Source organism: Methylobacterium sp. E-012 (genome assembly GCF_057836545.1).
Genome location: NZ_JBYQEY010000001.1, coordinates 2,335,473 through 2,356,573 on the forward strand (window position 1 = coordinate 2,335,473; position 21,101 = coordinate 2,356,573).

Sequence of the window (21,101 nt, forward strand, 5' to 3'; positions counted from 1 at the left end):
CACGGGCCTTACCTTGATCCCATCGGATTGGGTAGCGCGGGGGTTCCACGTGGGACGGGTGATCATCTACGGCGGAACCGGGGGGATCGGCTTGGCGACCGCAGCGGCCCTGCGCGCCCGCGGCTATGCCCTGCATCTCGCCGCCAGGGACGGCGATCGGCTGTCCGAGGCCACCGAGCGACTTGGCGAGACCACGTTCAGCGCCGGCGACATCGCCGATCCCACCTTCTTCCCTTCGGCGACGGAGGAGGCGGGCCCGGACCTCGCGGGGCTCGTCTACGCGGTCGGGACCATCAATCTGCGTCCCCTGGGCAGGCTGACGCGGGCGGACGTGGAGACCGATTTCCGGATCAACGCCCTCGGCGCCTTCTCGGCGGTACAGGCGGCGGCCGGTGCGCTGAAGCGCGGCGGTGGCGAGGCGGGCGCCGGAATCGTGCTGTTCTCGACGGTCGCGGTCGCCCAGGGCTTCGCGGCGCATGCCTCCGTGGCCATGGCCAAGGGGGCGGTCGAGGGGCTGGCGCTGTCGCTGGCGGCCGAACTCGCTCCGCAGATCCGCGTCAACGTGGTGGCGCCGTCGCTGACCCGGACGCCGCTCGCCGCCGCGATCACCTGCAACGAGACCCTCGCCCAGGGCATCGCCGCGATGCACGCCATCCCGCGGCTCGGCCGGCCGGATGATGTCGGTGCGCTGGCCGCCTTCCTGGTCTCGGACGAGGCGGCCTGGATCACCGGTCAGGTGATCGGCGTCGATGGCGGCCGTTCCAACCTGCGGACGAAGGGCTGAGGCGATGCCCGTAAAGCGCCCCGCTGGATCCTGTGGAACGCTGCGGTTCGTCCTCGGCGACCAGCTCACCCGCCGCGTCTCGAGCCTGATCGACCTCGATCCGGAGCGCGATGTCGTGCTCATGGTCGAGGTGCGGGACGAGGCGACCTATGTCCGCCACCACAAGCAGAAGATCGCCTTCCTGTTCGCCGCCATGCGCCATGCCGCGGCCGACCTCGCCGCCGAGGGCGTGACCGTCGACTACGTTCGCCTGACCGACCCCGGCAATACCGGCAGCTTCACCGGTGAACTGGAGCGGGCGGTCGCCCGGCACCGTCCCGAGCGCGTGGTGGTCACGGAGCCCGGGGAATGGCGGGTCTGGGCGATGATGCAGGACTGGCGCGAGACGCTTGCCGTGCCGGTGGAGATCCGCGACGACAACCGCTTCCTCTGCCCGCGCGCGGATTTCACCAATTGGGCCGAGGACCGGCACCATCTGCGGATGGAAACCTTCTACCGCGGCATGCGCCGCCGCACCGGTCTGCTCATGGAGAACGGCGAGCCGGTCGGCGGGCGCTGGAACTTCGACGCCGAGAACCGCAAGCGCCTGCCGCGGGGGCATCGGGTACCCGACCGGATCGGATTCCAGCCGGACGCGGTCACCCGGGATGTGATCGCCCTGGTGGAGCGCGAGTTCGACGGGCATTTCGGCGATCTCGCCACGTTCTCCTGGCCCGTGACGCGGGACGATGCCCTTGCCGCGCTGCGGGATTTCATCGCCGCGTGCCTGCCGACCTTCGGTGACTATCAGGACGCCATGAAGACCGGCGCGCCTTACCTCTATCACGCGCTGATCTCGCCGGCCCTCAATGCCGGTCTGCTGACCGCCGAAGAGGTCTGCCGGGCCGCCGAGCGGGCCTATCGCGAGGGCGCGGCGCCCCTGCACTGCGTCGAAGGGTTTATCCGGCAGATCCTCGGCTGGCGGGAATACGTCCGGGGTGTCTACTGGGCGCGGATGCCCGCATATCGCGAGACGAACGCCCTCGAAGCGGGACGGGCGCTGCCGTGGTTCTACTGGTCGGGCGAGACCGAGCTCAACTGCATCGCCCAGGTGGTCTCGGACACGCGTGCCCATGCCTACGCCCACCACATCCAGCGCCTGATGGTCACGGGCAACTTCGCCCTGATCGCCGGCCTCGATCCGGCGCAGGTCGAGGAATGGTATCTGATCGTCTTCGCCGACGCCTACGAATGGGTCGAGCTGCCCAACGTGCACGGGATGGTACTCTGGGCCGATGGCGGCGTGATGGGCTCGAAGCCCTATGCCGCATCGGGGGCCTATATCGACCGGATGTCGGATTATTGCGGATCCTGCACGTATGACGTGAAGGTCAAGTCAGGAGCCGCGGCCTGCCCGTTCAACTACCTGTACTGGAATTTTCTGATCGAGAACGAGGATCGGCTGGCGCAGAATCCCCGGATGGCGATGCCGTACCGGACGTTGCGCGGCATGACGGACAAGCGGCGCGCCGAGATCCGCCACGACGCCGCCGCGTTCCTGGAGTCCTTGAGTAGCCGGCCCGATGCCGCTCACCAGGGCGACCAGACGGCGAACGCCATATAGGGACCGATCGTCCGCCGACCGGTCTCGGTCTGGACGCCGGCGGAGACGCGGACAGTGAACCGACCGACGGCGAAATCCGTGGCATGCAGGCCGAAGTTCCATTTCCGATAGCCGGTGGCATCCGTGTACAGACTGAGCTCCGGCCCGAGATAGGCCCCCCAACGGCGGTAACCCCAGGCTGCGCGGGCCCACAGGCTGTCGCGCCCCGAGCCCACGATCACGGTCATCTGGAGCAACGTCGCCTCGGTCGGACGCGCCCAGATTTCGCCGTGGAGGCGCAGGGCGTAACGGGCGGGCAGAAGGGCCGGCCCCCGGTTGCCCACGAGCATCTCCCGCGTGAACTCGGGGCCCGCGAAGGCTGCGACCACGCCCCAATCGAAGAACCATTGGTAGCCGACGACCAGGGCGCCGGCGGCCGTGTAGCGCCGGCGGGCGCCGTCCGGGCCGCGCTCGTCCCGGCCTCCGCCGCCGAGGCTCGCCAGCACGACGGCGCCGTCACGATCGAGGGCCGGCAGGCCGATTTTCACCCCGGTCGTCACGAAGGTCGCGGCCGCGGCGTCAAGGCTGCCGAACAGAAGCGTGTCGATTTCCCCGGCCCGGGCTCCAGCGGGCAACAGCGCGCAGCGGAGAAGGTCCGTGGCCGCGCAGATGAAAATACCGCTCTGCCTCGATAAGATACGCACGAGTCGCACCGATCGGCCCTGACGCAGGGACGATGTCTGACGAACCCGAGCAAAACGAGCGGTACGCCCGACGTATCAACGGAAAAAAGCATCGCCCCTGGTTCTGCAGCGTCGCAAGAGACGATGAGATCCATCGATAGATCTTCGAGAAACATCACCGTTGCTCGGCCTGAGGCCGTCGTCTTCTGATGGCGACCGTTTGCGGTCGGCTCCGTGTCGCCCTGTCGCAAAGCTGCCATGCTTGGCCTGCCACAGGATCTCGGCTAGAGCGCCCGCGGGACAGCGAAGGTTGGCGGATCCTTGACCTCCGGTGCACGAACGTCGGACGTCCTCACGGTGCTGGCGAGCCAGGAGGGCGAGCGCCTCACCGTGGGCGACATCGTCGCGGTCCTCCGGGATCGCGCCTTCGCGCTGCTCGTCGTGCTGCTCGGCTTGCCGAACTGCCTGCCGATGCCGCCGCCGATCCCGCTGATCTGCGGCCTGCTGCTGCTGCTCGTGGCCGTCCAGATCGCCGCCGGCATGTCGGCGCCATGGCTGCCGCGGATGCTGCTCGGCCGTTCCATCGCTCTGGCCGACGTGCGGCGCGCCGTGACCCGGGCGGTACCGGTGCTGCGGCGCCTCGAGCGCTGGTCGCGCCCGCGCATGAGCGTGTTCGAGACCGCGCTGGGTATGCGCGGCATGGGCGTTGCTCTGCTGGCCCTGGCGCTCGCCCTGATCGTGGCCGCGCCCATCGTCGGACAGATCCCTCTCGGGCTCGCCGTCTGCCTCGTGGGCCTCGGCCTCGTCGAGCGGGACGGCATCGTGGTGATCTGCGGCCTGGTCATCGGCCTGTTCGGCGTCGCGATCAACGCCGGCTTCGCCTACGCGGTCATCGCCGGGATCCTGGGACTTCTGAACCTCTGGTAGGGCACGTCAGAGGCGATAGCGGATCTGGTCGGTCCAGAACCGCTCCAGACGGCCGAGCGCCAGGTTGAGCCGGTTGAAGTCGTCGTCGGAGATGCCGCCGATCGGCGCGATCGTGCGGGCGTGCTTGTCGTAGAGACCCTGGATGATCTCGTGCACCTGGCGGCCCTTGTCGGTCAGGCTGATCCGGACCGAGCGGCGGTCGGTCTTCGACCGGGCGTGGTGCAGGTAGCCCGACTCCACGAGCTTCTTGACGTTGTAGGAGACGTTGGAGCCGAGATAGTAGCCCTTCGTCCGCAGCTCGCTCGCGGTGAGCTCCTTGTCGCCGATGTTGTACAGGAGCAGGGCCTGGACGCTGTTGACGTCCTCGCGGCCGCGGCGCTCGAACTCGTCCTTGATCACGTCGAGGAGCCGGCGGTGCAGCCGTTCCACCAGGTGGAGAGCCTCCAGATAGGAGCCTTTCCCGGCCAGCGGCTCGTCGGCGGTCTCGATCTGCGTGACCCGGGCGCTCTGCGTCTTCATCTCTGCCTCGCCATCCAATGCTGCGGTGTCCGTTCGATGCGGTGCAGCTGATGATGGATAAGCTATCGCTCGGGAATGAAAGGCGATTTAAGCGACAGGATGAATTCCCGATTTACGCTTCGCGGTAAAGACAAACTGAAGCGAAGATCAGAACGGTTCGTTCACCGTGCTTCTTGCGCGGCCAGCCAGGACAGCAGGAAGTACAGCGTCACCACACAGCCCCCGAATACGAGCAGCGCGAGCGGCATCGGCAGGAGTTGCGGTGTCAGGACCGCGAGCGTCATTGCGGATGTCACGGCCAGCAGCCAGATCACGCCGCCCCAGGCACTCGTCAGCCACAGGCCGATCGACGCCGCGGCGTCCACCACCGCGAAGGCGACGATCGCCGCCTGCCGGCCGAACGGCTCGGTCTCGAACGGCCGCGCCCCGGGGATGACGTCGAGGATCGTGGCCCAGGACGCGATGCTCTTGAGCAGCCAGAGCAGCGCCGTGAGCCGCATGAACCAGATCAGCACCGTGTCCCACGTGCCGGAGGCGGGGCCCTGGGCGCGCTCTATCCGGTCGGTCGGGATCTCGCCGGGCCGGGGGGCCTTGCGCCGGATCGGAAGGTAGCCGGGCACTACGGCGTGCTCGCGGAAGGGAGGGGCCGGTGCATGATGAGGGCCGGGATCCTGATTGATGGCGGCGGGGATGCCGGGTTGAAGCGGTTCCGCGACTCTGCGTCAACGGTCGGGTTTCGCCGCCTCGGCCCGGTGTGCTAATCCGGCGCTTCCGGCGCGCCTGCGCCGAGCGATCCGCGGCGTCGGCCGCGCGAACGGTAGCGAAGCCGCATGTCAGACACCTTGCCAGAGCCGCGTCCCCTCGCCCTGGAGGCCGCCCGCGTCGAGGGCCTCAAGATCACCCAGCGCCCGCGCCGCAACCGCAAGGCGGCCTGGTCGCGTCGCATGGTCCGCGAGCACACGCTCACCGTCGACGACCTGATCTGGCCGATGTTCGTCATCGACGGAACCGGGCGGCGCGAGCCCATCGCGTCGATGCCGGGGGTCGAGCGGCTCTCCGTGGACGAGATCGTCCGCGACGCCGAGCGCGCGGCGCGGCTGGGCATTCCGGCCGTGGCGTTCTTCCCGTTCACCGAGGTGGCCCTGCGCGACCCGACGGGATCGGAGGCGCTCAACGCCAACAACCTCGTCTGCCGGGCCGTGCGCGCCGTGAAACAGGCGGTCCCCGAGGTCGGGATCATGACCGACGTGGCCCTCGACCCCTATACCAGCCACGGCCATGACGGCGTGATGAGGGGCGGCGCGATCCTCAACGACGAGACCGTGGCGATCCTCGTGGAGCAGAGCCTGATCCAGGCCGAGGCCGGAGCCGACATCATCGCGCCCTCCGACATGATGGACGGTCGCGTCGGCGCGATCCGGGCCGGGCTCGACCAGGCCGGCTACCTCGACGTGCAGATCATGGCCTACGCGGCCAAGTATGCGAGCGCCTTCTACGGGCCGTTCCGCGACGCGATCGGCACCAAGGCCGCGCTCGTCGGCGACAAACGCACGTACCAGATGGACCCGGGCAACTCCGCCGAAGCCCTGCGCGAGGTGCGCCTCGACCTCGACGAGGGCGCCGATTCGATCATGGTCAAGCCGGGGCTGCCCTATCTCGACATCATCCGCCGGGTCCGCGACACGTTCCAGGTGCCGACCTTCGCCTATCAGGTGTCGGGGGAGTACGCGATGATCGAGGCGGCCGCGCGGAACGGCTGGCTCGACGGCGACCGCGCGATGGTGGAGGCGCTGCTGGCCTTCAAGCGGGCCGGAGCGGACGGTGTCCTCACCTATCACGCCCCCCGGGTCGCCGAGCGCCTGCGCAGCCAACCGTGAAGCCCACGCACCGCTGGCTCCTCGGGGCGGCGGTCGCGGCGGGCTTCCTCGGCGGGCTCGCGGCCTGCCAGGACACCCAGCGGCGCGAGCGGGTCGCCACCTGTCGCCGGGCGCTACCGGCGATCGCGCCGCAACCCGGGATCCGCCTGCTGCGCGCCGCACCAGGGTCGGCGGCCGATACGGTCCGGGTCGATTACGTCGAAGGCACCCGCCAGCACTGGCTGACCTGCCGCTTCGATGCGGGCACAACCCTCCTGGCCCTGGGCACCGAGGGTCGCAGCCTGTCGGGTCCCGCGCTGTACATGCTGAAGCGCTTCTATCTGGACACGCCCGATGCCGAAGCCGGCGACCCGGTCGAGCGCTGACCGGCCCGAGCGTCTCCGCGCGGAGGCCCCTTGCGACCCCCGCGCCCCGCACCCACTTCATCGTCCGCAGCCTCGCTTGCAGGACGCGACATCATGCAGAACACGCAATCTGGTTACGCCCCGCGATTCGAGACGACCGGTTACGCGGCCTCGCTGCCCGTCCCGTTCGTGCGCGCGAGCCTGGGCGGCCGCACCGTGGCCTACCTCCTCGACATCCTGTTCATCATGGGCTTCACCGCCCTGCTGACGCTGCTGATCACGGTCGTGGGCGTCGTGACCTTCGGGCTGGGCTGGACCCTGTTCGCCGTCCTGCCGGCGAGCGGGATCATCTACAGCGCGATCACCGTCGGCGGTGCACGGCAGAGCACGATCGGGCAGCGGCTGATGGGTCTGCGGGTCGTGTCACCCGAGAGCGGTGCCCGGGTCGACATCATCACGGCGGCCGTCCACGCCCTGTTGTTCTACGTGGCGGTCTCGACCTTCCTGCTGTGGTGCGTTGACGTCGCCTTCGGCCTCGTCCGGTCCGACCGGCGGCTCGGGCACGACGTGCTGCTCGGCCTCGCCGTCGTCCACGCACGCTGAGGCGTCTGTGCCGCGGTGAAAATCTCGCCCGGTGGCGGCCCGGGGCATTGAGCCGGGCCGCCACGCCTGTACATTGGCACGCCGGCGCCGAGAGGACAGACCCGGTGCAGGGTCAAGACCGAGCGTGACCAGTCATCCGCGCGACACACCGCAATTCTACCTCACCGCGCCCTCGCCGTGCCCCTATCTGCCGGATCAGGAGGAGCGGAAGGTGTTCACCCACCTCGTCGGACGGCGCGCCCGCGACCTAAACGAGATCCTGACGCAAGGCGGATTCCGCCGCTCGCAGACCATCGCGTACCGGCCGGCCTGCGAGACCTGCCGGGCGTGCATCTCGGTCCGCGTGGTGGTCGATGCGTTCGAGCCGAGCGCGAGCCAGCGGCGCATCCTGGCCCGCAATGCGGACTGGGTCGGCACGCCGGAGCCGAACCGGCCGGCTTCCGAGCAATACGCCCTGTTCCGTCGCTACCTGGATGCCCGGCACGGCGACGGCGGCATGGTGGACATGACGGTGCTCGACTATGCCATGATGGTCGAGGACAGCCATGTCGACACGCATCTGGTGTCGTACCGGCGGCACGGGCCGGACACGGCGATCACCGGGCGCGGTTCGGGCCCGCCGCTGGCCTACTGCTTGACGGATGTCCTCGCCGACGGTCTGTCGATGGTCTACTCGTTCTACGATCCCGCTGAGGCCGGGCGCTCGCCGGGCACCTTCATGATCCTGGACCACATCCGGCGCGCCCAGCGCCTCGGCTTGCCGTATCTGTACCTCGGCTACTGGGTCGAGGGTTCGCGCAAGATGGACTACAAGTCCCGCTTCCTGCCGCAGGAGCGGTTGATGGGCCAGGGTTGGGTACGGGCGGACTGACGCTCCGCATCCGGTGCCGTTCCGCCATGACGGATCCGCATTGAGCGCCCGGGGCGGTGCATGCTACCCGCCTGGCACGTATTCCGGACCCTGCCGAGGCCCCATGATCCCCCGCTACAGCCGCCCCGCGATGACGGCGATCTGGTCGCCCGAGACCCGTTTCCGGATCTGGTTCGAGATCGAGGCCCATGCCACCACGGCGCTCGCCGAGATCGGCGTCGTCCCGAAGGCAGCCGCCGAGACGGTCTGGGCGAAGGGCAGGGACGCCGTCTTCGACGTCGCCCGCATCGATGCGATCGAGGCGGTGACCAAGCATGACGTCATCGCTTTCCTGACCCATCTCGCGGAGATCGTCGGTCCCGAGGCGCGCTTCGTCCACCAGGGCATGACCTCCTCGGACGTGCTCGACACCTGCCTCAATGTGCAGCTTGTGCGCGCCGCCGACATCCTGATCGCCGATGTCGACGCGTTGCTGGCGGCGCTGAAGAGCCGGGCGCTGGAACACAAGCATACGCCCACCATCGGCCGCTCCCACGGCATCCATGCCGAGCCGGTAACCTTCGGTCTCAAGCTCGCCCAGGCCTATGCCGAGTTCGCGCGCAACCGGGCGCGCCTTGTCGCGGCCCGCGCGGAGGTCGCCACCTGCGCCATCTCGGGGGCGGTCGGCACCTTCGCCAACATCGACCCCCGGGTGGAGGACTACGTCGCGGCGAAGATGAGCCTGACGCCCGAGCCGGTCTCGACCCAGGTCATCCCGCGCGACCGCCACGCGATGTTCTTCGCGACGCTCGGCGTCGTCGCCTCGTCGCTGGAGCGTCTGGCCATCGAGGTCCGCCACCTCCAGCGCACCGAGGTGCTGGAAGCGGAAGAGTTCTTCTCCGAGGGCCAGAAGGGCTCCTCGGCCATGCCGCACAAGCGCAACCCGGTGCTCACCGAGAACATCACCGGCCTGGCGCGGATGGTGCGCGGCTACGTCACCCCGGCCCTGGAGAACGTCGCCCTCTGGCACGAGCGCGACATCTCGCATTCCTCCGTGGAGCGGATGATCGGCCCCGACGCCACCGTGACCCTCGACTTCGCCCTGGCCCGCATGACCGGGGTGATCGAGAAGCTGCTGATCTACCCGGCCACCATGCAGAAGAACCTCGACCGCCTCGGCGGCCTCGTCCATTCGCAGCGGGTGCTGCTGGCGCTCACCCAGGCCGGGGTCTCCCGCGAGGATTCCTACCGGCTGGTCCAGCGCAACGCGATGCCGGTCTGGCGCGGGGAGGGCGATTTCCTGGCGCTGCTGAAGGCCGATCCCGAGGTCGCCGCCGCGCTCACCCCCGAGCAGATCGAGGACTGCTTCGATCTCGGCTATCACTTCAAGCACGTCGACACGATTTTTTCGCGGGTGTTCGGCGCGGCCTGAACGGGCCGGGGAGGCGCAGGTCGTGCTATGAGGTTCGGCATGGCCGATTCCTCCGCATTGCCCGCGCCAAGCGATCTGGAAAAGTATGAGCAGGTCCTGCCCGGCTCTGCCGAGCGCATCGTCGCGCTCGCAGAACGCAGGTCCGACCGAGATCTCTGGGTTCAGAAGCTGCTCGCGCGCGAGGAGCGCTTTACGCGGCTGTTATCATACGGTTCACTGCTGATCGCCGCATCCGGGGCGTGCGTGGGCTTCGCCGCCTTCTTCCTGAAGGCTTTCGAACACTGAGATGTCCGGGCCACCGAAGCCGTCGAACGGCGCTTGGCCCGATCTCGGTGTGGTGGCGGACCTCGAAGCGCTCGTTCCGGGCAGTGGCGCACGCTTCCTGGACGCATACTTTCGTGCCTTGGAAACGGATGACGACGAACGACGGGCTCAGCTACGGACCATGGTGGCCGATGCTTCGCACGCGCGGATCTACCGGCATCTGTGCTTGTTCCTCGGCACGGCTCTCGCGTCGGGCACCATAGCTTTGGGTGCATTCGCAGTGGCTCAAGGTGCCAATGTCTACGCCATCGCAGCCCTGGTCACGCCGATCGCGGGACTGGCCGGTGTGTTCGTCTGGGGTGGCCAACGTCCGAATGGTGTTGGCCATGCAGGCAACGCGGTCGATAAGCGCCACTCGGATTTTTGACCTGAGACTTCGATAGAGAGCCACCATCATGAGCCGCATCGTCTACCTCAACGGCGAATTCCTCCCCTTCGCGGAGGCCCGCGTGCCGATCATGGACCGCGGCTTCCTGTTCGCCGACGGGATCTACGAGGTCTCGGCGATCCTCGACGGCAGGCTCGTGGACAACGCCGCGCATCTCGCCCGCCTGGATCGCTCCCTGGGCGAGATCGGTATCCGTAACCCGCACGATGCGGCCGGCTGGGAGCGCCTGCAGACCGAGCTGGTCGCCCGGAACGGCGTCACCGAAGGGCTGGTCTACATGCAGGTGACGCGCGGCGTCGCCGAGCGCGACTTCGCCTTCCCGAAGGGGGATGTTGCGCCCACCGTGATGATGTTCACGCAGGCCAAGACCGTGCTGGCCAACCCGCTGGTCGAGACCGGCGCCCGGGTGATCACCGTCGAGGATCTCCGTTGGAAGCGTCGGGACATCAAATCGGTGGCCCTGCTGGCCCAGGTGCTCGCCAAGCAGCAGGCCGCGGAGGCCGGCGTCGCGGAGGCCTGGATGGTGGAGGACGGGGCGGTCACGGAGGGCTCCTCGTCCACGGCGTTCATCGTCAGCCGCGACCGGGTGCTGGTGACCCGGCCGCTGTCGACGGCGCTCCTGCCCGGCATCACCCGGGCTTCGGTCCTGCGGCTCGCCCAGGAGGCCGACCTGCGGATCGAGGAGCGCCTGATCCCCGTCGCGGAGGCCTACGAAGCTCAGGAGGCGTTCTATACCAGCGCCTCGGCCTTCGTGATGCCGGTGGTCGAGATCGACAACCGGCCGATCGGAGAGGGCCGTCCCGGTCCGCTCACCCGACGCCTGCGCGAGCTATACATCGAGACGGCCCGCCAGGGTTGAGGCCCGGATCCCGCCCCGGGGCGCTGCCGCAGCCCGAGCCGACGGCAGGAACGGATCCACGCTCCGTCTGTTCCTCCCCGAATTCGTATCTCAAAACGGGGAGGCTCCTCTTGCCGAAGACGCTCCTGCTGGCCGCCCTCGCGGCAACCGCATTCGCCGCGACGACCCTTGCCGGGTCCGCTGACGCACAGACGCCCGACCCGGCCCGGCCGCCAGCGACCGAGACGCCGTCCCGGGACCAGTCGCTCAGTGACAGGCTCCGGCAGAACGACGGCGTCATCAAGCCGCCCGAAACCGGAACGACCGGGACCGTGGTGAGCCCGGACCAGTCCGGCTCGATGCCGGTGATCAAGCCGAACGAATTGCCGGGGCGTTCGCCGGGAACCGAGGCGAAGTAATCCCCTGCGACCGGTCTCGGGGGCCGCCATGCGGCCGGATTGCTTGATTTCGCTGCCTGGATCGCGGAAACGGCTCACGACGTGCGCCGCCTGCACCCGTGGATGGCGCCGTCCCGGTTTCCGTCGCGGGTAAGCAGGCAGACATGGCCAACGTCGTCGTTGTGGGCGCCCAGTGGGGCGACGAAGGCAAGGGGAAGATCGTCGACTGGCTGTCCGAGCAGGCCGACATCGTCGTCCGGTTCCAGGGCGGGCACAATGCCGGCCACACGCTGGTCATCGACGGCGTGACCTACAAGCTGGCGCTGCTGCCCTCGGGCGTGGTGCGCGGCGGCAAGCTCTCGGTGATCGGCAACGGCGTCGTGGTCGATCCCTGGCACCTCGTGGACGAGATCGACCGGATTCGGGCGCAGGGCGTCGAGGTCTCGCCCGCCTCCCTGCGGATCGCCGACAACGCGACGCTGATTCTCCCGCTTCACCGCGAGCTCGACCATTTCCGCGAGACCGCCAATGCCGGCCTCAAGATTGGCACCACCAAGCGCGGGATCGGGCCGGCCTACGAGGACAAGGTCGGGCGCCGGGCGATCCGCGTGGTCGACCTCGCCGACCCGGACGCACTGCCGGCCAAGATCGAGCGCGTCCTGACCCACCACAACGCCCTGCGGCGCGGCCTCGGGATCGACGAGGTCAACGCCGAGACCCTGCTGGCCGAGTTGAAGGCCATCGCACCGAAGGTCCTGCCCTATGCCGACACGGTTTGGCGGCTTCTCGACGAGGAGCGCAGGGCCGGCAAGCGGATCCTGTTCGAGGGGGCGCAGGGCGCCCTGCTCGACGTCGATCACGGCACCTATCCCTTCGTCACCTCGTCGAACATCGTGGCCGCGCAGGCCGCCACCGGCTCGGGCCTCGGCCCAGGGGCGATCGGCTACGTGCTCGGCATCGCCAAGGCCTACACGACCCGGGTCGGGGAGGGGCCGTTCCCCACCGAGTTGTTCGACGAAATCGGCGAGACCATCGGCAGCCGCGGCCGGGAGTTCGGCGTCAACACCGGACGCAAGCGCCGCTGCGGCTGGTTCGACGCCGTGCTGGTGCGCCAGACGGTCCGGACCTCCGGCATTCACGGGATCGCCCTGACCAAGCTCGACATCCTCGACGGGTTCGAGGAGATCCGCGTCTGCACCGGCTACATGCTGGACGGGAAGCCGATCGATCACCTCCCGGCGAGCCAGGCCGCCCAGGCCCGCGTCGAGCCGGTCTACGAGGTGATCCCCGGCTGGTCCGAGACCACCGCGGGCGCCCGGTCCTGGGCGGACCTGCCGGCGCAGGCGATCAAGTACGTCCGCCGGATCGAGGAGCTGATCGGCGCGCCGGTGGCGCTGCTGTCAACCTCGCCGGAGCGCGACGACACGATCCTCATGCACAACCCCTTCGAGGATTGACGCGCGGAACGCTATCCCGTTGACGACGCGTCTTTTCGACGATCCCGTCTGTATCCACGCCGCGTGACCGCGATCTAGAAGGACACGCGGCTCGGCAGCCGTCCTGGAGGCCGGCGGCCAACGAAGACACGACCGGCGTTCGGCCGCGGCCTCGCGCTGGGAGGACACGACATCACCGGCCGAGGGCCGTGACCGACCCGGCCGGGACGGGCGCGGTGTTCGGCTTCCGGCCACCGACCGGCATCGCCGGATAGCGGCCGTAGGGGCGGATCAGGGGCACATGGCCGATTACTACCCGCTTCTGGCACGCGCACTCGATGCGCTGCCCGATCGAACGCCCGCCCTGCGCAAGGCGGTCTACGACCGTGCGCGCAACGCCCTGATCAGCCAGCTCCGCTCCCTCGACCCGCCGCTATCCGAGGCCGATATCGACCTCGAGCGCCGGGCCCTCGACGCCGCGATCGAGCGGCTCGAAGTCGATCACGGCGGACTTCCGGCCCCGGCCAACGATGCCGCGCAGGCGACGGAGGCCGCCCGACAGCCCGCGCTCCCGGAGCCGTCGCCCCCCCAGCCGTCTCCCGAGCCCACCCTTCCCGCCGCTGGGCCGCCCTTCAATGCGCCCGACGACGCGCCCGTGGAGGCGCGCTACGAGCCGCCGACGCTCACACCCGAGCCGGAGCCCCGTGAGGCCCCGATCGCGATCACCCCGCGGCGCCCAGGCCCGGCCCAGGCGGCCGCGCCCGAGCCGTTCGCGCCGGCCGCCGCAGCCCCACCGGCCGAGGATCCCGATGCCGCCGCGGCGGCGATCGATCCCGGCAACGCCCGCCAACGCCCACGCATCGAGGTCGTGCCCCCGCGCGCCGGCCGATCCCGGGTGCTGCGCAATGTCTTCGTCGGCGGCGTGCTCGCCGTGGTCATCGCCCTGATCGCCGTTGCGGCCTTCCTGCTCCGCGACCGGCCGCAGATCCTCGCCTCGGGGGGTGCCGAAACAGCGAACACGCAGCAGCCTGAGGGCGAGACGAAGTTCGGCGACCGCGTCGGCGGTGACGCGACGCCCGCCCCACGCGCCGCCCCGCGTCAGGAAAGTGCCGCGCCGCCGCGTGCCGCCGCGCCGGCCAACGAGCCGTCGGTCTCGGTCGCCCAGCGGGCCGAACTCATCGAAGAGGGAGCGGGCGGCGAGAATGCGCAGCCGACATCGCTCCCGGGCCGGGTGACCTGGCGCCTCGACACGGTGAACGGCGAACAGGGGCAGCCGCTTCAGAACGCCGTGGTGGCAACCGTGACCGTTCCGGATGCGGGTCTCACGCTGGTCATGACGATCCAGCGCAATCTGGACACGACCCTGCCGGCGTCCCACACGGTGAACCTGGCCTTCAGCCAGACCGGCGGTGGCGGCGGCCGGATGGTCCAGGATGTCGGCCTGCTTCAGGCGAAGGACGATCAGAACGCCCGCGGCTCCCCGGTCTCAGGCCTGCCGGTGCGCGTTCGCGACAACCTGTTCCTCATCGGGCTCTCGTCGCTCCCGAACGACGTGGAGCGCAACACCGACATGCTGCTGCACCGGAATTGGTTCGATCTGGCCCTGCGCTACACGTCCGGCCGGCGGGCGGTCCTGACGTTCGAGAAGGGTTCGGCCGGGACGCAGGTGATGAAGAGCGCGTTCGACGCCTGGCAGTGAGCGCCGCGGCCCCGGCGGTGGGGAGGCGCGACGGGCGCGCCCACCCCGGGGATCAGTGGGCTTCGATACCCGCCCGGGGCAATTCCCGGTTGGCGATGTTGCGCTTGACCGCCTCCTGCACCTTCTCGAAGGCGCGGACCTCGATCTGCCGGACCCGCTCACGGGAGACCCCGAACTCGCCGGAGAGATCCTCCAGGGTGATCGGATCCTCGGCGAGCCGCCGGGCCTCGAAGATGCGGCGCTCGCGCGGGTTGAGCACGCCGAGGGCGTCGCGCAGGGCCGAGAGACGGTTCTGTCCCTCCTGCTCGCGGGCGAGCACGGTTTCCTGGCTCGGGGCGTTGTCGACCAGCCAGTCCTGCCACTCGCCCTCACCCTCCTCGCGCAGGGGCGCGTTGAGCGACGTGTCGCCGGACAGGCGCCGGTTCATGTCGATCACGTCCTGCTCGGGCACGCCGAGGCGGGTGGCGATGTGTGCGACCTGGTCAGGCTTGAGGTCGCCCTCATCCAGGGCCGAGATCCGGCCCTTGGCCTTGCGCAGGTTGAAGAACAGCTTCTTCTGATTGGCGGTGGTACCCATCTTCACCAGCGACCACGAGCGCAGGATGTATTCCTGGATCGCGGCCTTGATCCACCACATGGCATAGGTCGCCAGCCGGAAACCTTTGTCCGGATCGAAGCGCTTGACCGCCTGCATCAGGCCGACATTGCCCTCGGACACGACCTCGCCGATCGGCAGACCGTAGCCGCGGTAGCCCATGGCGATCTTGGCCACGAGGCGCAGGTGCGACGTCACGAGGCGATGCGCGGCCTCGCGGTCACCCGCATCCCGCCACGCCTTGGCGAGGGTGAACTCCTCCGTCGGCTCCAACATCGGGAACTTGCGGATTTCGTCGAGGTAGCGCGACAGGCCACCTTCGTTGGCGAGCACGGGCAGCGTACCGGCCATGGCAATCTCCTAAACCTATGTCCCCCTGTCGGGCGGACGCGACGGACAACAGTGCCGTCCACTCGGGCCGCTCTTGAGCCGACCCTGTCGGCAACCCATGTTCGCATGAGCCGCCGGCGAGCCGGTCGCGATTGAGGACACCTACATCGCCAGCAACGCGCCATCGGCCGATTTGGTCGTACCATGGCACGATGTGACGCGGTACGGGGTGATCTTTCGCACGCCGCAGGGGAGCGGTTACAGCACCGTGCCATCCCTCACGCCGGCCCGCAGATGCGTCACCAGCGCGGCGAGATCGGCGGGGAGCGGGCTCTCGAACCGCAGCGTCTCGCCGGTGCGCGGATGGCTGAACCCGAGCAGCGCCGCGTGCAGCGCCTGTCGCTCCAGGGCCTCCAGGGCGGCCCGAGCATCCGACGCCAGGCGTGCAGCCTTGGTCCGGAACGCGCCGCCATAGACCGGATCCCCGAGCAGGGGATGGCCGCGATGGGCAAGATGCACGCGGATCTGGTGCGTCCGCCCCGTCTCCAGCTGGCAGCGTACCAGGGCGGCCTCCGGGTAGACCTCGGTGACGGCGTAGTGCGTCACCGCGTGCCGGCCGGACTCGTCGGAGACCACGGCGATCTTCTCACGGTGGTAGCGGGAGCGGGCGAGATTCGCGCGGATCGTGCCGGCGCGCGGCTGGGGCAGGCCCCAGACCACGGCCGCGTAGGCGCGTTCCAGCGGCCCGGTGCGGCCGTGATCGGCGAACTGCGCGGTGAGCCCCTGATGGGCGGCGTCGTTCTTGGCGACAACGATGAGCCCGCTCGTATCCTTGTCGAGGCGGTGGACGATGCCGGGGCGGCGCACCCCGCCGATCCCCGACAGGCTCGCCCCGCAATGGGCGATCAGCGCGTTGACCAGGGTCCCGCTCTCGTGGCCGGGGGCGGGATGAACCACCAGGCCGGCCGGCTTGTCGATGACGATCAGGTCGCCATCCTCGTAGACGATCGGCAGGTCCGCGGCCTCCGCCGCCGGTACGGCCGGTGCCGGCGGGGGCAGCGTCAGGGCGATGCGGGCGCCGGCCGCGACCTTCTGGGCGGGATCGCGCACTGGCGCGCCATCCCTGGTCACGTGGCCTTCCCGAATGAGATCCTGCAACCGGGCTCGGGACAGGTCCGGAAACAGCGCCACCAGGGCGCGGTCGAGCCGCAGGCCGCCCTCCGCGACGATCCCGGCGCGGTTCTCGATATCCCTGTCCACCACGATCCCTGTCCGCGCTCGATCCGCCTTGTCGCGGCGGATTTCCCGAGGAAGGCCCTTGCCCCCCCGGCGGCACGTGGCTATAGCACCCCCGCACCGCCGGAAAGCTCCCATCGTCTAGCGGTCTAGGACGTCGCCCTCTCACGGCGAAAACAGGGGTTCGATTCCCCTTGGGAGCGCCACCGGTGCATTTTTCGCAAGCTTTGACAGCGCCTTAATAGAAGTGCGCTCGGAACCCGCAATTGCGGTGGGACCACGTTCTCCCTTGGCGTAGTGCTCACTGATAACCTTGCGCAGGCGCTTCGTCCGGGTTTCCTGATCGAGCGCGATGTCGCCCTTCGCCGAACCGCCGAACAGCGGGTCGCTTGTGGCCAGCCAGTGCGTCTGGCTGGCAATCGGGGCCGTGCTGATCACCGTGACGCCCTCCGCGAGGACGGCCTGGGTCGTCCGGTCGAATGCAACCTTTGGGTTCACGCCGGGGATGATGGCCCAGGATTGATACGTGAGCGGCTGAAGCATCGGGATGCCCTCGCTCCGGTACTTCTCCGCACAGGTCTGCGCCGAGGCGAAAGACGCGCGGAATTTTGATCCGATCAGCAAACGAGAATGGATTCTCTGCATCCAGTCTTCTGAAAATCGTCGGTCGGCCCGTGCCGAGATCGGCGAGACGCCGGGGCTTGACGCAGGGATGGCACGCGGCCCGTCAATGCGTGCGCGCGAACGGGTTGGAGCGCGGCTGAACAGGTCGCACCCGATCGGTGCCCCCTGAAGGGTCAGGCGTCCGGCCCCGGATCCGCCCGCACCGCCGCGATGCCGGCCGCGGCCGCCCAGGCTTCGAGGTCGGCCTTGCGGATCGCCGCCGCCATCATGTTGGGGAACAAGTCGGGCGTGCAGGCGAAGGCCGGCACGCCCAAGGCCGCCAGCCGGGCCGCCAGCGCCCGGTCGTAGGCCGGGGCGCCGGAATCCGACAGGGCCAGCAGCGCCACGAACTGCACCCCGGCGGCGACGAGGCGCTGCGCGTGGCCGAGCAGCCCCTCCGTGACGCCCCCCTCGTAGAGGTCGGAGATCAGCACGAGGATCGTGTCCTCGGGCCGGGTGATGCGCGAGGCACAGTAGCCCACCGCCCGGTTGATGTCGGTGCCGCCGCCGAGCTGCACCGAGAACAGCACCTCCACCGGATCATCGAGGGTGTCAGAGAGATCGACCACCTCGGTGTCGAACACCACGAGTCGGGTCGAGACCGCCGGCAGCGAGGCCATCACGGCCCCGAAGATGCTGGCATAGACCACGGAGGCGGCCATCGAGCCTGACTGGTCGATGCACAAAACCACGTCCTTCAGCGAGCCCCGGCTCCGACGCCCGTGGCCGAGCCGGGTCTCCGGGATGATCGTGCCATAGTCCGCCTGGTAGTGGCGCAGATTCGCCCGGATGGTGCGGTTCCAGTCGATCTCGGCGTGGCGCGGGCGCCGGTTCACCCGGGAGCGGTCGATCGCGTCGTTCACCGCCTGCCGCACCGGCTCTTCGAGCTTGCGCATCAGCTGCTCGACCACCCGGCGCACCACCAGCCGGGCGGTCTCCTTGGTCCGGCCGCCGAGCAGGCTGCGCATGGCGATGAGCGTCGAGACCAGCGCCACGTCGGGCACCACGGCCTCCAGCATCTCGGGCTCGGTGAGCATGCGCTGGAGATCGAGCCGCTCGAACGCGTCGCGCTGCATCACCTGCACCACGGAGGCCGGGAAGTAGTCGCGGATGTCGCCCAGCCAGCGCGGCACGGAGGGCGCGGAGGCGCCGAGCCCGCCCTTGCGGTCGGAATCGTAGAGGGCACCGAGCGCCTGATCGATCCGCAGGTCGCGCTCCGACAGGGAGCAGCCGGTGCCGTCGGCCGGGCCGCCGCCTAGGACGAGGCGCCAGCGGCGCAGGCGCTCGGTCTCGCTCACGCCGTCTCCTCCGATGTTTTTTCCCAGGCAGCGGGCTCGGGCCCGAGGAGCAGGCGCAGGATCGGCAGCACCCGCGCGGCGCGCGCCGCATCGAACGTCGCCCCCGGGAGTCCGTCGCCGGCGCCCGCGCCCTCCGGCCGGGCCACGGCCTCGCCGATGGCGCGGCGCTCGGCCGGGGCCAGCGTCGCGAAGGTCCGGCGCACCAGGGGCAGGAGTTCCGCGAAGGTTTCTTGGGGCATGCCGCAGAGCCAGGAATCCACCAAGGCGAGCAAGCCCCGGCCGTGGATCAGCGTCGTGCCGCTGTCTCCCAAAAAACCCTCGATCCAGGCCGCCGCCGCCAGGGCCCCGGTCGCCCGCGACAGGGCGCGGCGCAGATGGTCGCCCGCCTGGGCATCCGTCAAGGCGCCACCCTCGTGGAGGAGGCGCACGGCCCGGCCGACCACCCGGCCGTGGACATGCTCCTGGTCGGCGAGCGCCCGCAGGGCGTCCCGCCACACCGACGTGAGGTCCGGATCTTCCAGGAGCGCAACCGCGCCGGAGACCGCGACGATGCAGGTCTTCGCGGCAGCGGCGGCCGCATCGTCGAGGCTCTGGCAGGCGGCGACGAGGCCGGCGGCGGCCCGGGGCAGCAGCCCCCGCACCAGGGCCAGGACCGGTGCCGTGTCGGAGGCCCGGACCGAACCGTAGCGGGCGAGTTCCGCGAGCGGCGGCAACGCCTCCATCAGGTCGAACACGTCCGCAGAGACGGCGGCGCGGGCATCCAACGCCCGGACCACGTCGCCGCTCGCCGCCGCGAGGTCGGCATCGAGCAGCGTGCCGATCAGCGCCGCGAGCTCGGCCATCCGGGTCGCGCCCCGCGCCTTGGCGCGGACCCGCTCGGCGGCGGCCTCCGCGACCGTACCGCCATCGGCGGAGGCCGCCACCAGCTCCACCACCCAATCAGGCTGCCAGGCGAGGGCCCACGCCTCCTTGAAGGTGCCGCGCCCGCGCGCGTGGCGGGGCGTCCCCCAGGGGATGTCGAGCAGGCGCAGCCGGTTGAGGAACCGGCTGCGGGCGAGGTCGGTCTCCTTGCGCAGGTCGAGGGTGATCTCGCCGGCCTCCGCGCCGGGCTTGAGCCGCAGGCGCCGGCACTGGGCCTCGAAATCGGCCTCCACGGGGGTGCCGGCGCTGCCCGGCGGGGTCGCGCCGAGGCGCTCGCCGATCACGAGCTTGCGCCGAATCAGGGCCATCGGGGCCGGGTCGGCGAAGCACAGGGTCGCGAGAGCCGCCTCGTCGAGATCCTCCAGGGCGGGCTGCGCCCGGCCGCGGAAGCCCGCCAGGGCGTCGGCAAGGCGAGCGGCCTCGATCACCGAGGCCGGCGAGGCGTCGAGATCGGCTGCGCGCAGCAGGGCGGCCGCCCGGGCCAGCCAGCGGGCCGCGACCCGGCCCTCCTGGTTCCACAGGGTGTCGTACCATTCGGGCGACAGCACGCCGGCCCGGTAGCCGCTCGACGCCGCCAGCCGCGGATAGGACCACGGTGCCCAGGCGGCGGCGACCTTGGCCTTGGGCAGGCCCTTCAGAATCGCGGTGTCGGTGGCCGCCTGGCCGCGGGCGTCGTGGCGCAGCAGCGCCGAGACGTGCCACCCGCCGCAGACCACGGCGATCCGCGCGAACCCGTCTCGGGCGGCGCGCCGGATGCCGGCCCGCATCTGCGCCTCACGGGCCGTGTCCTCGGGTTCGACCCCCTCCGGCTCGGCCTCGCGCAGGGCCGTCATCGCCTCCGCGATGGCCCCGAACACGTCGCCGGCCTCACCGCCCCGGCTTTCGACCAGGGCGTCCCACCAGCGCTCGCCGTCGGCGTGCCCGGCCGCCTGCGCAAGCTCGCCCAGTGGATCGCGCCGCATCGCGGCGGCGGGGTCCGGGCGTTCGATCGCGGGCTCCGCTGCGGCATCGGCTGCCGCGGCCTCTGGAGGCCTCGGCCCAGGCGGAAACCCGTCCGCGAGCCGGACGGCCTGCGGCAGGTCGATGAACCGGACCGGGACCCCAGCGGCGAGGCCGTGGCGCAGGGCGACCCATTCCGGCGAGAACCCGGCGTAGGGGAAAAAGGCGCAGGAGCGCGGCCGGTCCGGCCGGTAGACCAGGAGCGCCACCGGCGGCTCCATGCCGGGATCGGCGGCGAGCGGGAGCAGCGGCTCGACCTCCGGCGGCCCCTCGATCAGCAGGCAATCCGGCGTGAACCCGTCGAGCGCCGCCCGAAGGGACTTGGCCGAGCCCGGGCCGTGGTGGCGGATGCCGAAGATCCGGATCTCGGCCATG

21 protein-coding genes and 1 tRNA gene are annotated in these 21,101 nt (G+C 70.1%); 15 read left to right on the top strand and 7 right to left on the bottom strand.

Features of this window, described 5'->3' with window-relative positions; genetic code table 11:
- Positions 1-49 precede the first annotated feature (49 nt).
- Both AC3IF1_RS11130 and AC3IF1_RS11135 read left to right on the top strand, forming a co-directional pair.
- Positions 50-784: an SDR family NAD(P)-dependent oxidoreductase gene (locus tag AC3IF1_RS11130; RefSeq protein ID WP_489217581.1), complete on the top strand. Its 735-nt coding sequence runs from the start codon at positions 50-52 to the stop codon at positions 782-784.
- Between the two features lie 4 nt (positions 785-788).
- Entirely contained in the window at positions 789-2,387 is a 1,599-nt protein-coding gene (locus AC3IF1_RS11135; protein WP_489217582.1) for a cryptochrome/photolyase family protein, read from the top strand.
- Here the strand turns inward: AC3IF1_RS11135 and bcsS are convergent.
- The gene (gene bcsS / locus AC3IF1_RS11140) at positions 2,354-3,001 is read right to left on the bottom strand and encodes a cellulose biosynthesis protein BcsS (RefSeq protein ID WP_489217583.1); all 648 of its coding nucleotides are present in this window, start codon (positions 2,999-3,001) and stop codon (positions 2,354-2,356) included. The two genes, AC3IF1_RS11135 and bcsS, sit on opposite strands and share 34 nt — an antisense overlap.
- Positions 3,002-3,370: 369 nt before the next feature.
- Between bcsS and AC3IF1_RS11145 the strand changes: the two genes are divergently transcribed.
- Positions 3,371-3,976, top strand: a complete 606-nt coding sequence (locus AC3IF1_RS11145; protein ID WP_279598581.1) for an exopolysaccharide biosynthesis protein — start codon at positions 3,371-3,373, stop codon at positions 3,974-3,976.
- Between the two features lie 6 nt (positions 3,977-3,982).
- On the opposite strand, the gene ldtR is transcribed toward AC3IF1_RS11145, so the two are convergent.
- Both ldtR and AC3IF1_RS11155 read right to left on the bottom strand, forming a co-directional pair.
- Entirely contained in the window at positions 3,983-4,495 is a 513-nt protein-coding gene (ldtR, locus tag AC3IF1_RS11150; protein WP_243971956.1) for a transcriptional regulator LdtR, read from the bottom strand.
- Between the two features lie 161 nt (positions 4,496-4,656).
- Positions 4,657-5,115 (bottom strand): DUF6163 family protein, encoded by a 459-nt coding sequence (locus AC3IF1_RS11155; RefSeq protein WP_243971955.1) that lies wholly within the window; start codon positions 5,113-5,115, stop codon positions 4,657-4,659.
- Between the two features lie 210 nt (positions 5,116-5,325).
- Between AC3IF1_RS11155 and hemB the strand changes: the two genes are divergently transcribed.
- The 11 genes from hemB to AC3IF1_RS11210 all read left to right on the top strand — a co-directional run bounded on the left by hemB (position 5,326) and on the right by AC3IF1_RS11210 (position 14,684).
- A complete protein-coding gene (gene hemB, locus AC3IF1_RS11160; RefSeq protein WP_489217584.1) occupies positions 5,326-6,372 on the top strand; it encodes a porphobilinogen synthase in 1,047 nt (348 codons plus the stop codon).
- Positions 6,369-6,737, top strand: coding sequence for a hypothetical protein (locus AC3IF1_RS11165; RefSeq protein WP_489217585.1), 369 nt, complete (start codon positions 6,369-6,371; stop codon positions 6,735-6,737). The genes hemB and AC3IF1_RS11165 overlap by 4 nt, the downstream gene beginning before the upstream one ends.
- Before the next feature lie 93 nt (positions 6,738-6,830).
- Positions 6,831-7,319: an RDD family protein gene (locus tag AC3IF1_RS11170; RefSeq protein ID WP_489217586.1), complete on the top strand. Its 489-nt coding sequence runs from the start codon at positions 6,831-6,833 to the stop codon at positions 7,317-7,319.
- A 124-nt stretch (positions 7,320-7,443) separates the two neighbouring features.
- The gene (locus AC3IF1_RS11175) at positions 7,444-8,190 is read left to right on the top strand and encodes an arginyltransferase (protein WP_489217587.1); all 747 of its coding nucleotides are present in this window, start codon (positions 7,444-7,446) and stop codon (positions 8,188-8,190) included.
- 103 nt (positions 8,191-8,293) lie between these two features.
- Entirely contained in the window at positions 8,294-9,601 is a 1,308-nt protein-coding gene (gene purB, locus AC3IF1_RS11180; RefSeq protein WP_489217588.1) for an adenylosuccinate lyase, read from the top strand.
- A 39-nt stretch (positions 9,602-9,640) separates the two neighbouring features.
- Positions 9,641-9,886 carry a DUF2335 domain-containing protein gene (locus AC3IF1_RS11185; RefSeq protein ID WP_489217589.1) on the top strand — a complete coding sequence of 82 codons (246 nt, stop codon included), beginning with the start codon at positions 9,641-9,643 and terminating at the stop codon, positions 9,884-9,886.
- Between the two features lie 52 nt (positions 9,887-9,938).
- Complete coding sequence (locus AC3IF1_RS11190) at positions 9,939-10,292, top strand: hypothetical protein (RefSeq protein ID WP_243971941.1); 354 nt, start codon at positions 9,939-9,941, stop codon at positions 10,290-10,292.
- 28 nt (positions 10,293-10,320) lie between these two features.
- Positions 10,321-11,172, top strand: a complete 852-nt coding sequence (locus tag AC3IF1_RS11195; RefSeq protein ID WP_243971939.1) for a D-amino-acid transaminase — start codon at positions 10,321-10,323, stop codon at positions 11,170-11,172.
- A gap of 110 nt (positions 11,173-11,282) precedes the next feature.
- Positions 11,283-11,570 (top strand): hypothetical protein, encoded by a 288-nt coding sequence (locus AC3IF1_RS11200; RefSeq protein WP_489217590.1) that lies wholly within the window; start codon positions 11,283-11,285, stop codon positions 11,568-11,570.
- A gap of 143 nt (positions 11,571-11,713) precedes the next feature.
- Positions 11,714-13,006: an adenylosuccinate synthase gene (locus AC3IF1_RS11205; RefSeq protein WP_489217591.1), complete on the top strand. Its 1,293-nt coding sequence runs from the start codon at positions 11,714-11,716 to the stop codon at positions 13,004-13,006.
- A gap of 280 nt (positions 13,007-13,286) precedes the next feature.
- A complete protein-coding gene (locus AC3IF1_RS11210) occupies positions 13,287-14,684 on the top strand; it encodes a histidine kinase (protein ID WP_489217592.1) in 1,398 nt (465 codons plus the stop codon).
- Between the two features lie 52 nt (positions 14,685-14,736).
- Here AC3IF1_RS11210 and rpoH read toward each other — a convergent pair whose 3' ends face one another.
- Both rpoH and AC3IF1_RS11220 read right to left on the bottom strand, forming a co-directional pair.
- A complete protein-coding gene (gene rpoH / locus AC3IF1_RS11215; protein ID WP_243971931.1) occupies positions 14,737-15,630 on the bottom strand; it encodes an RNA polymerase sigma factor RpoH in 894 nt (297 codons plus the stop codon).
- A 237-nt stretch (positions 15,631-15,867) separates the two neighbouring features.
- Positions 15,868-16,872: an RluA family pseudouridine synthase gene (locus AC3IF1_RS11220; RefSeq protein WP_489217593.1), complete on the bottom strand. Its 1,005-nt coding sequence runs from the start codon at positions 16,870-16,872 to the stop codon at positions 15,868-15,870.
- A 103-nt stretch (positions 16,873-16,975) separates the two neighbouring features.
- Between AC3IF1_RS11220 and AC3IF1_RS11225 the strand changes: the two genes are divergently transcribed.
- Positions 16,976-17,051: transfer RNA gene (locus AC3IF1_RS11225), tRNA-Glu, on the top strand.
- Positions 17,052-17,642: 591 nt separating this feature from the next.
- Here AC3IF1_RS11225 and AC3IF1_RS11230 read toward each other — a convergent pair.
- Both AC3IF1_RS11230 and AC3IF1_RS11235 read right to left on the bottom strand, forming a co-directional pair.
- The gene (locus tag AC3IF1_RS11230; RefSeq protein ID WP_489217594.1) at positions 17,643-18,806 is read right to left on the bottom strand and encodes a VWA domain-containing protein; all 1,164 of its coding nucleotides are present in this window, start codon (positions 18,804-18,806) and stop codon (positions 17,643-17,645) included.
- Entirely contained in the window at positions 18,803-21,100 is a 2,298-nt protein-coding gene (locus AC3IF1_RS11235; protein WP_489217595.1) for a DUF5682 family protein, read from the bottom strand. The genes AC3IF1_RS11230 and AC3IF1_RS11235 overlap by 4 nt, the downstream gene beginning before the upstream one ends.
- Position 21,101 lies beyond the last annotated feature (1 nt).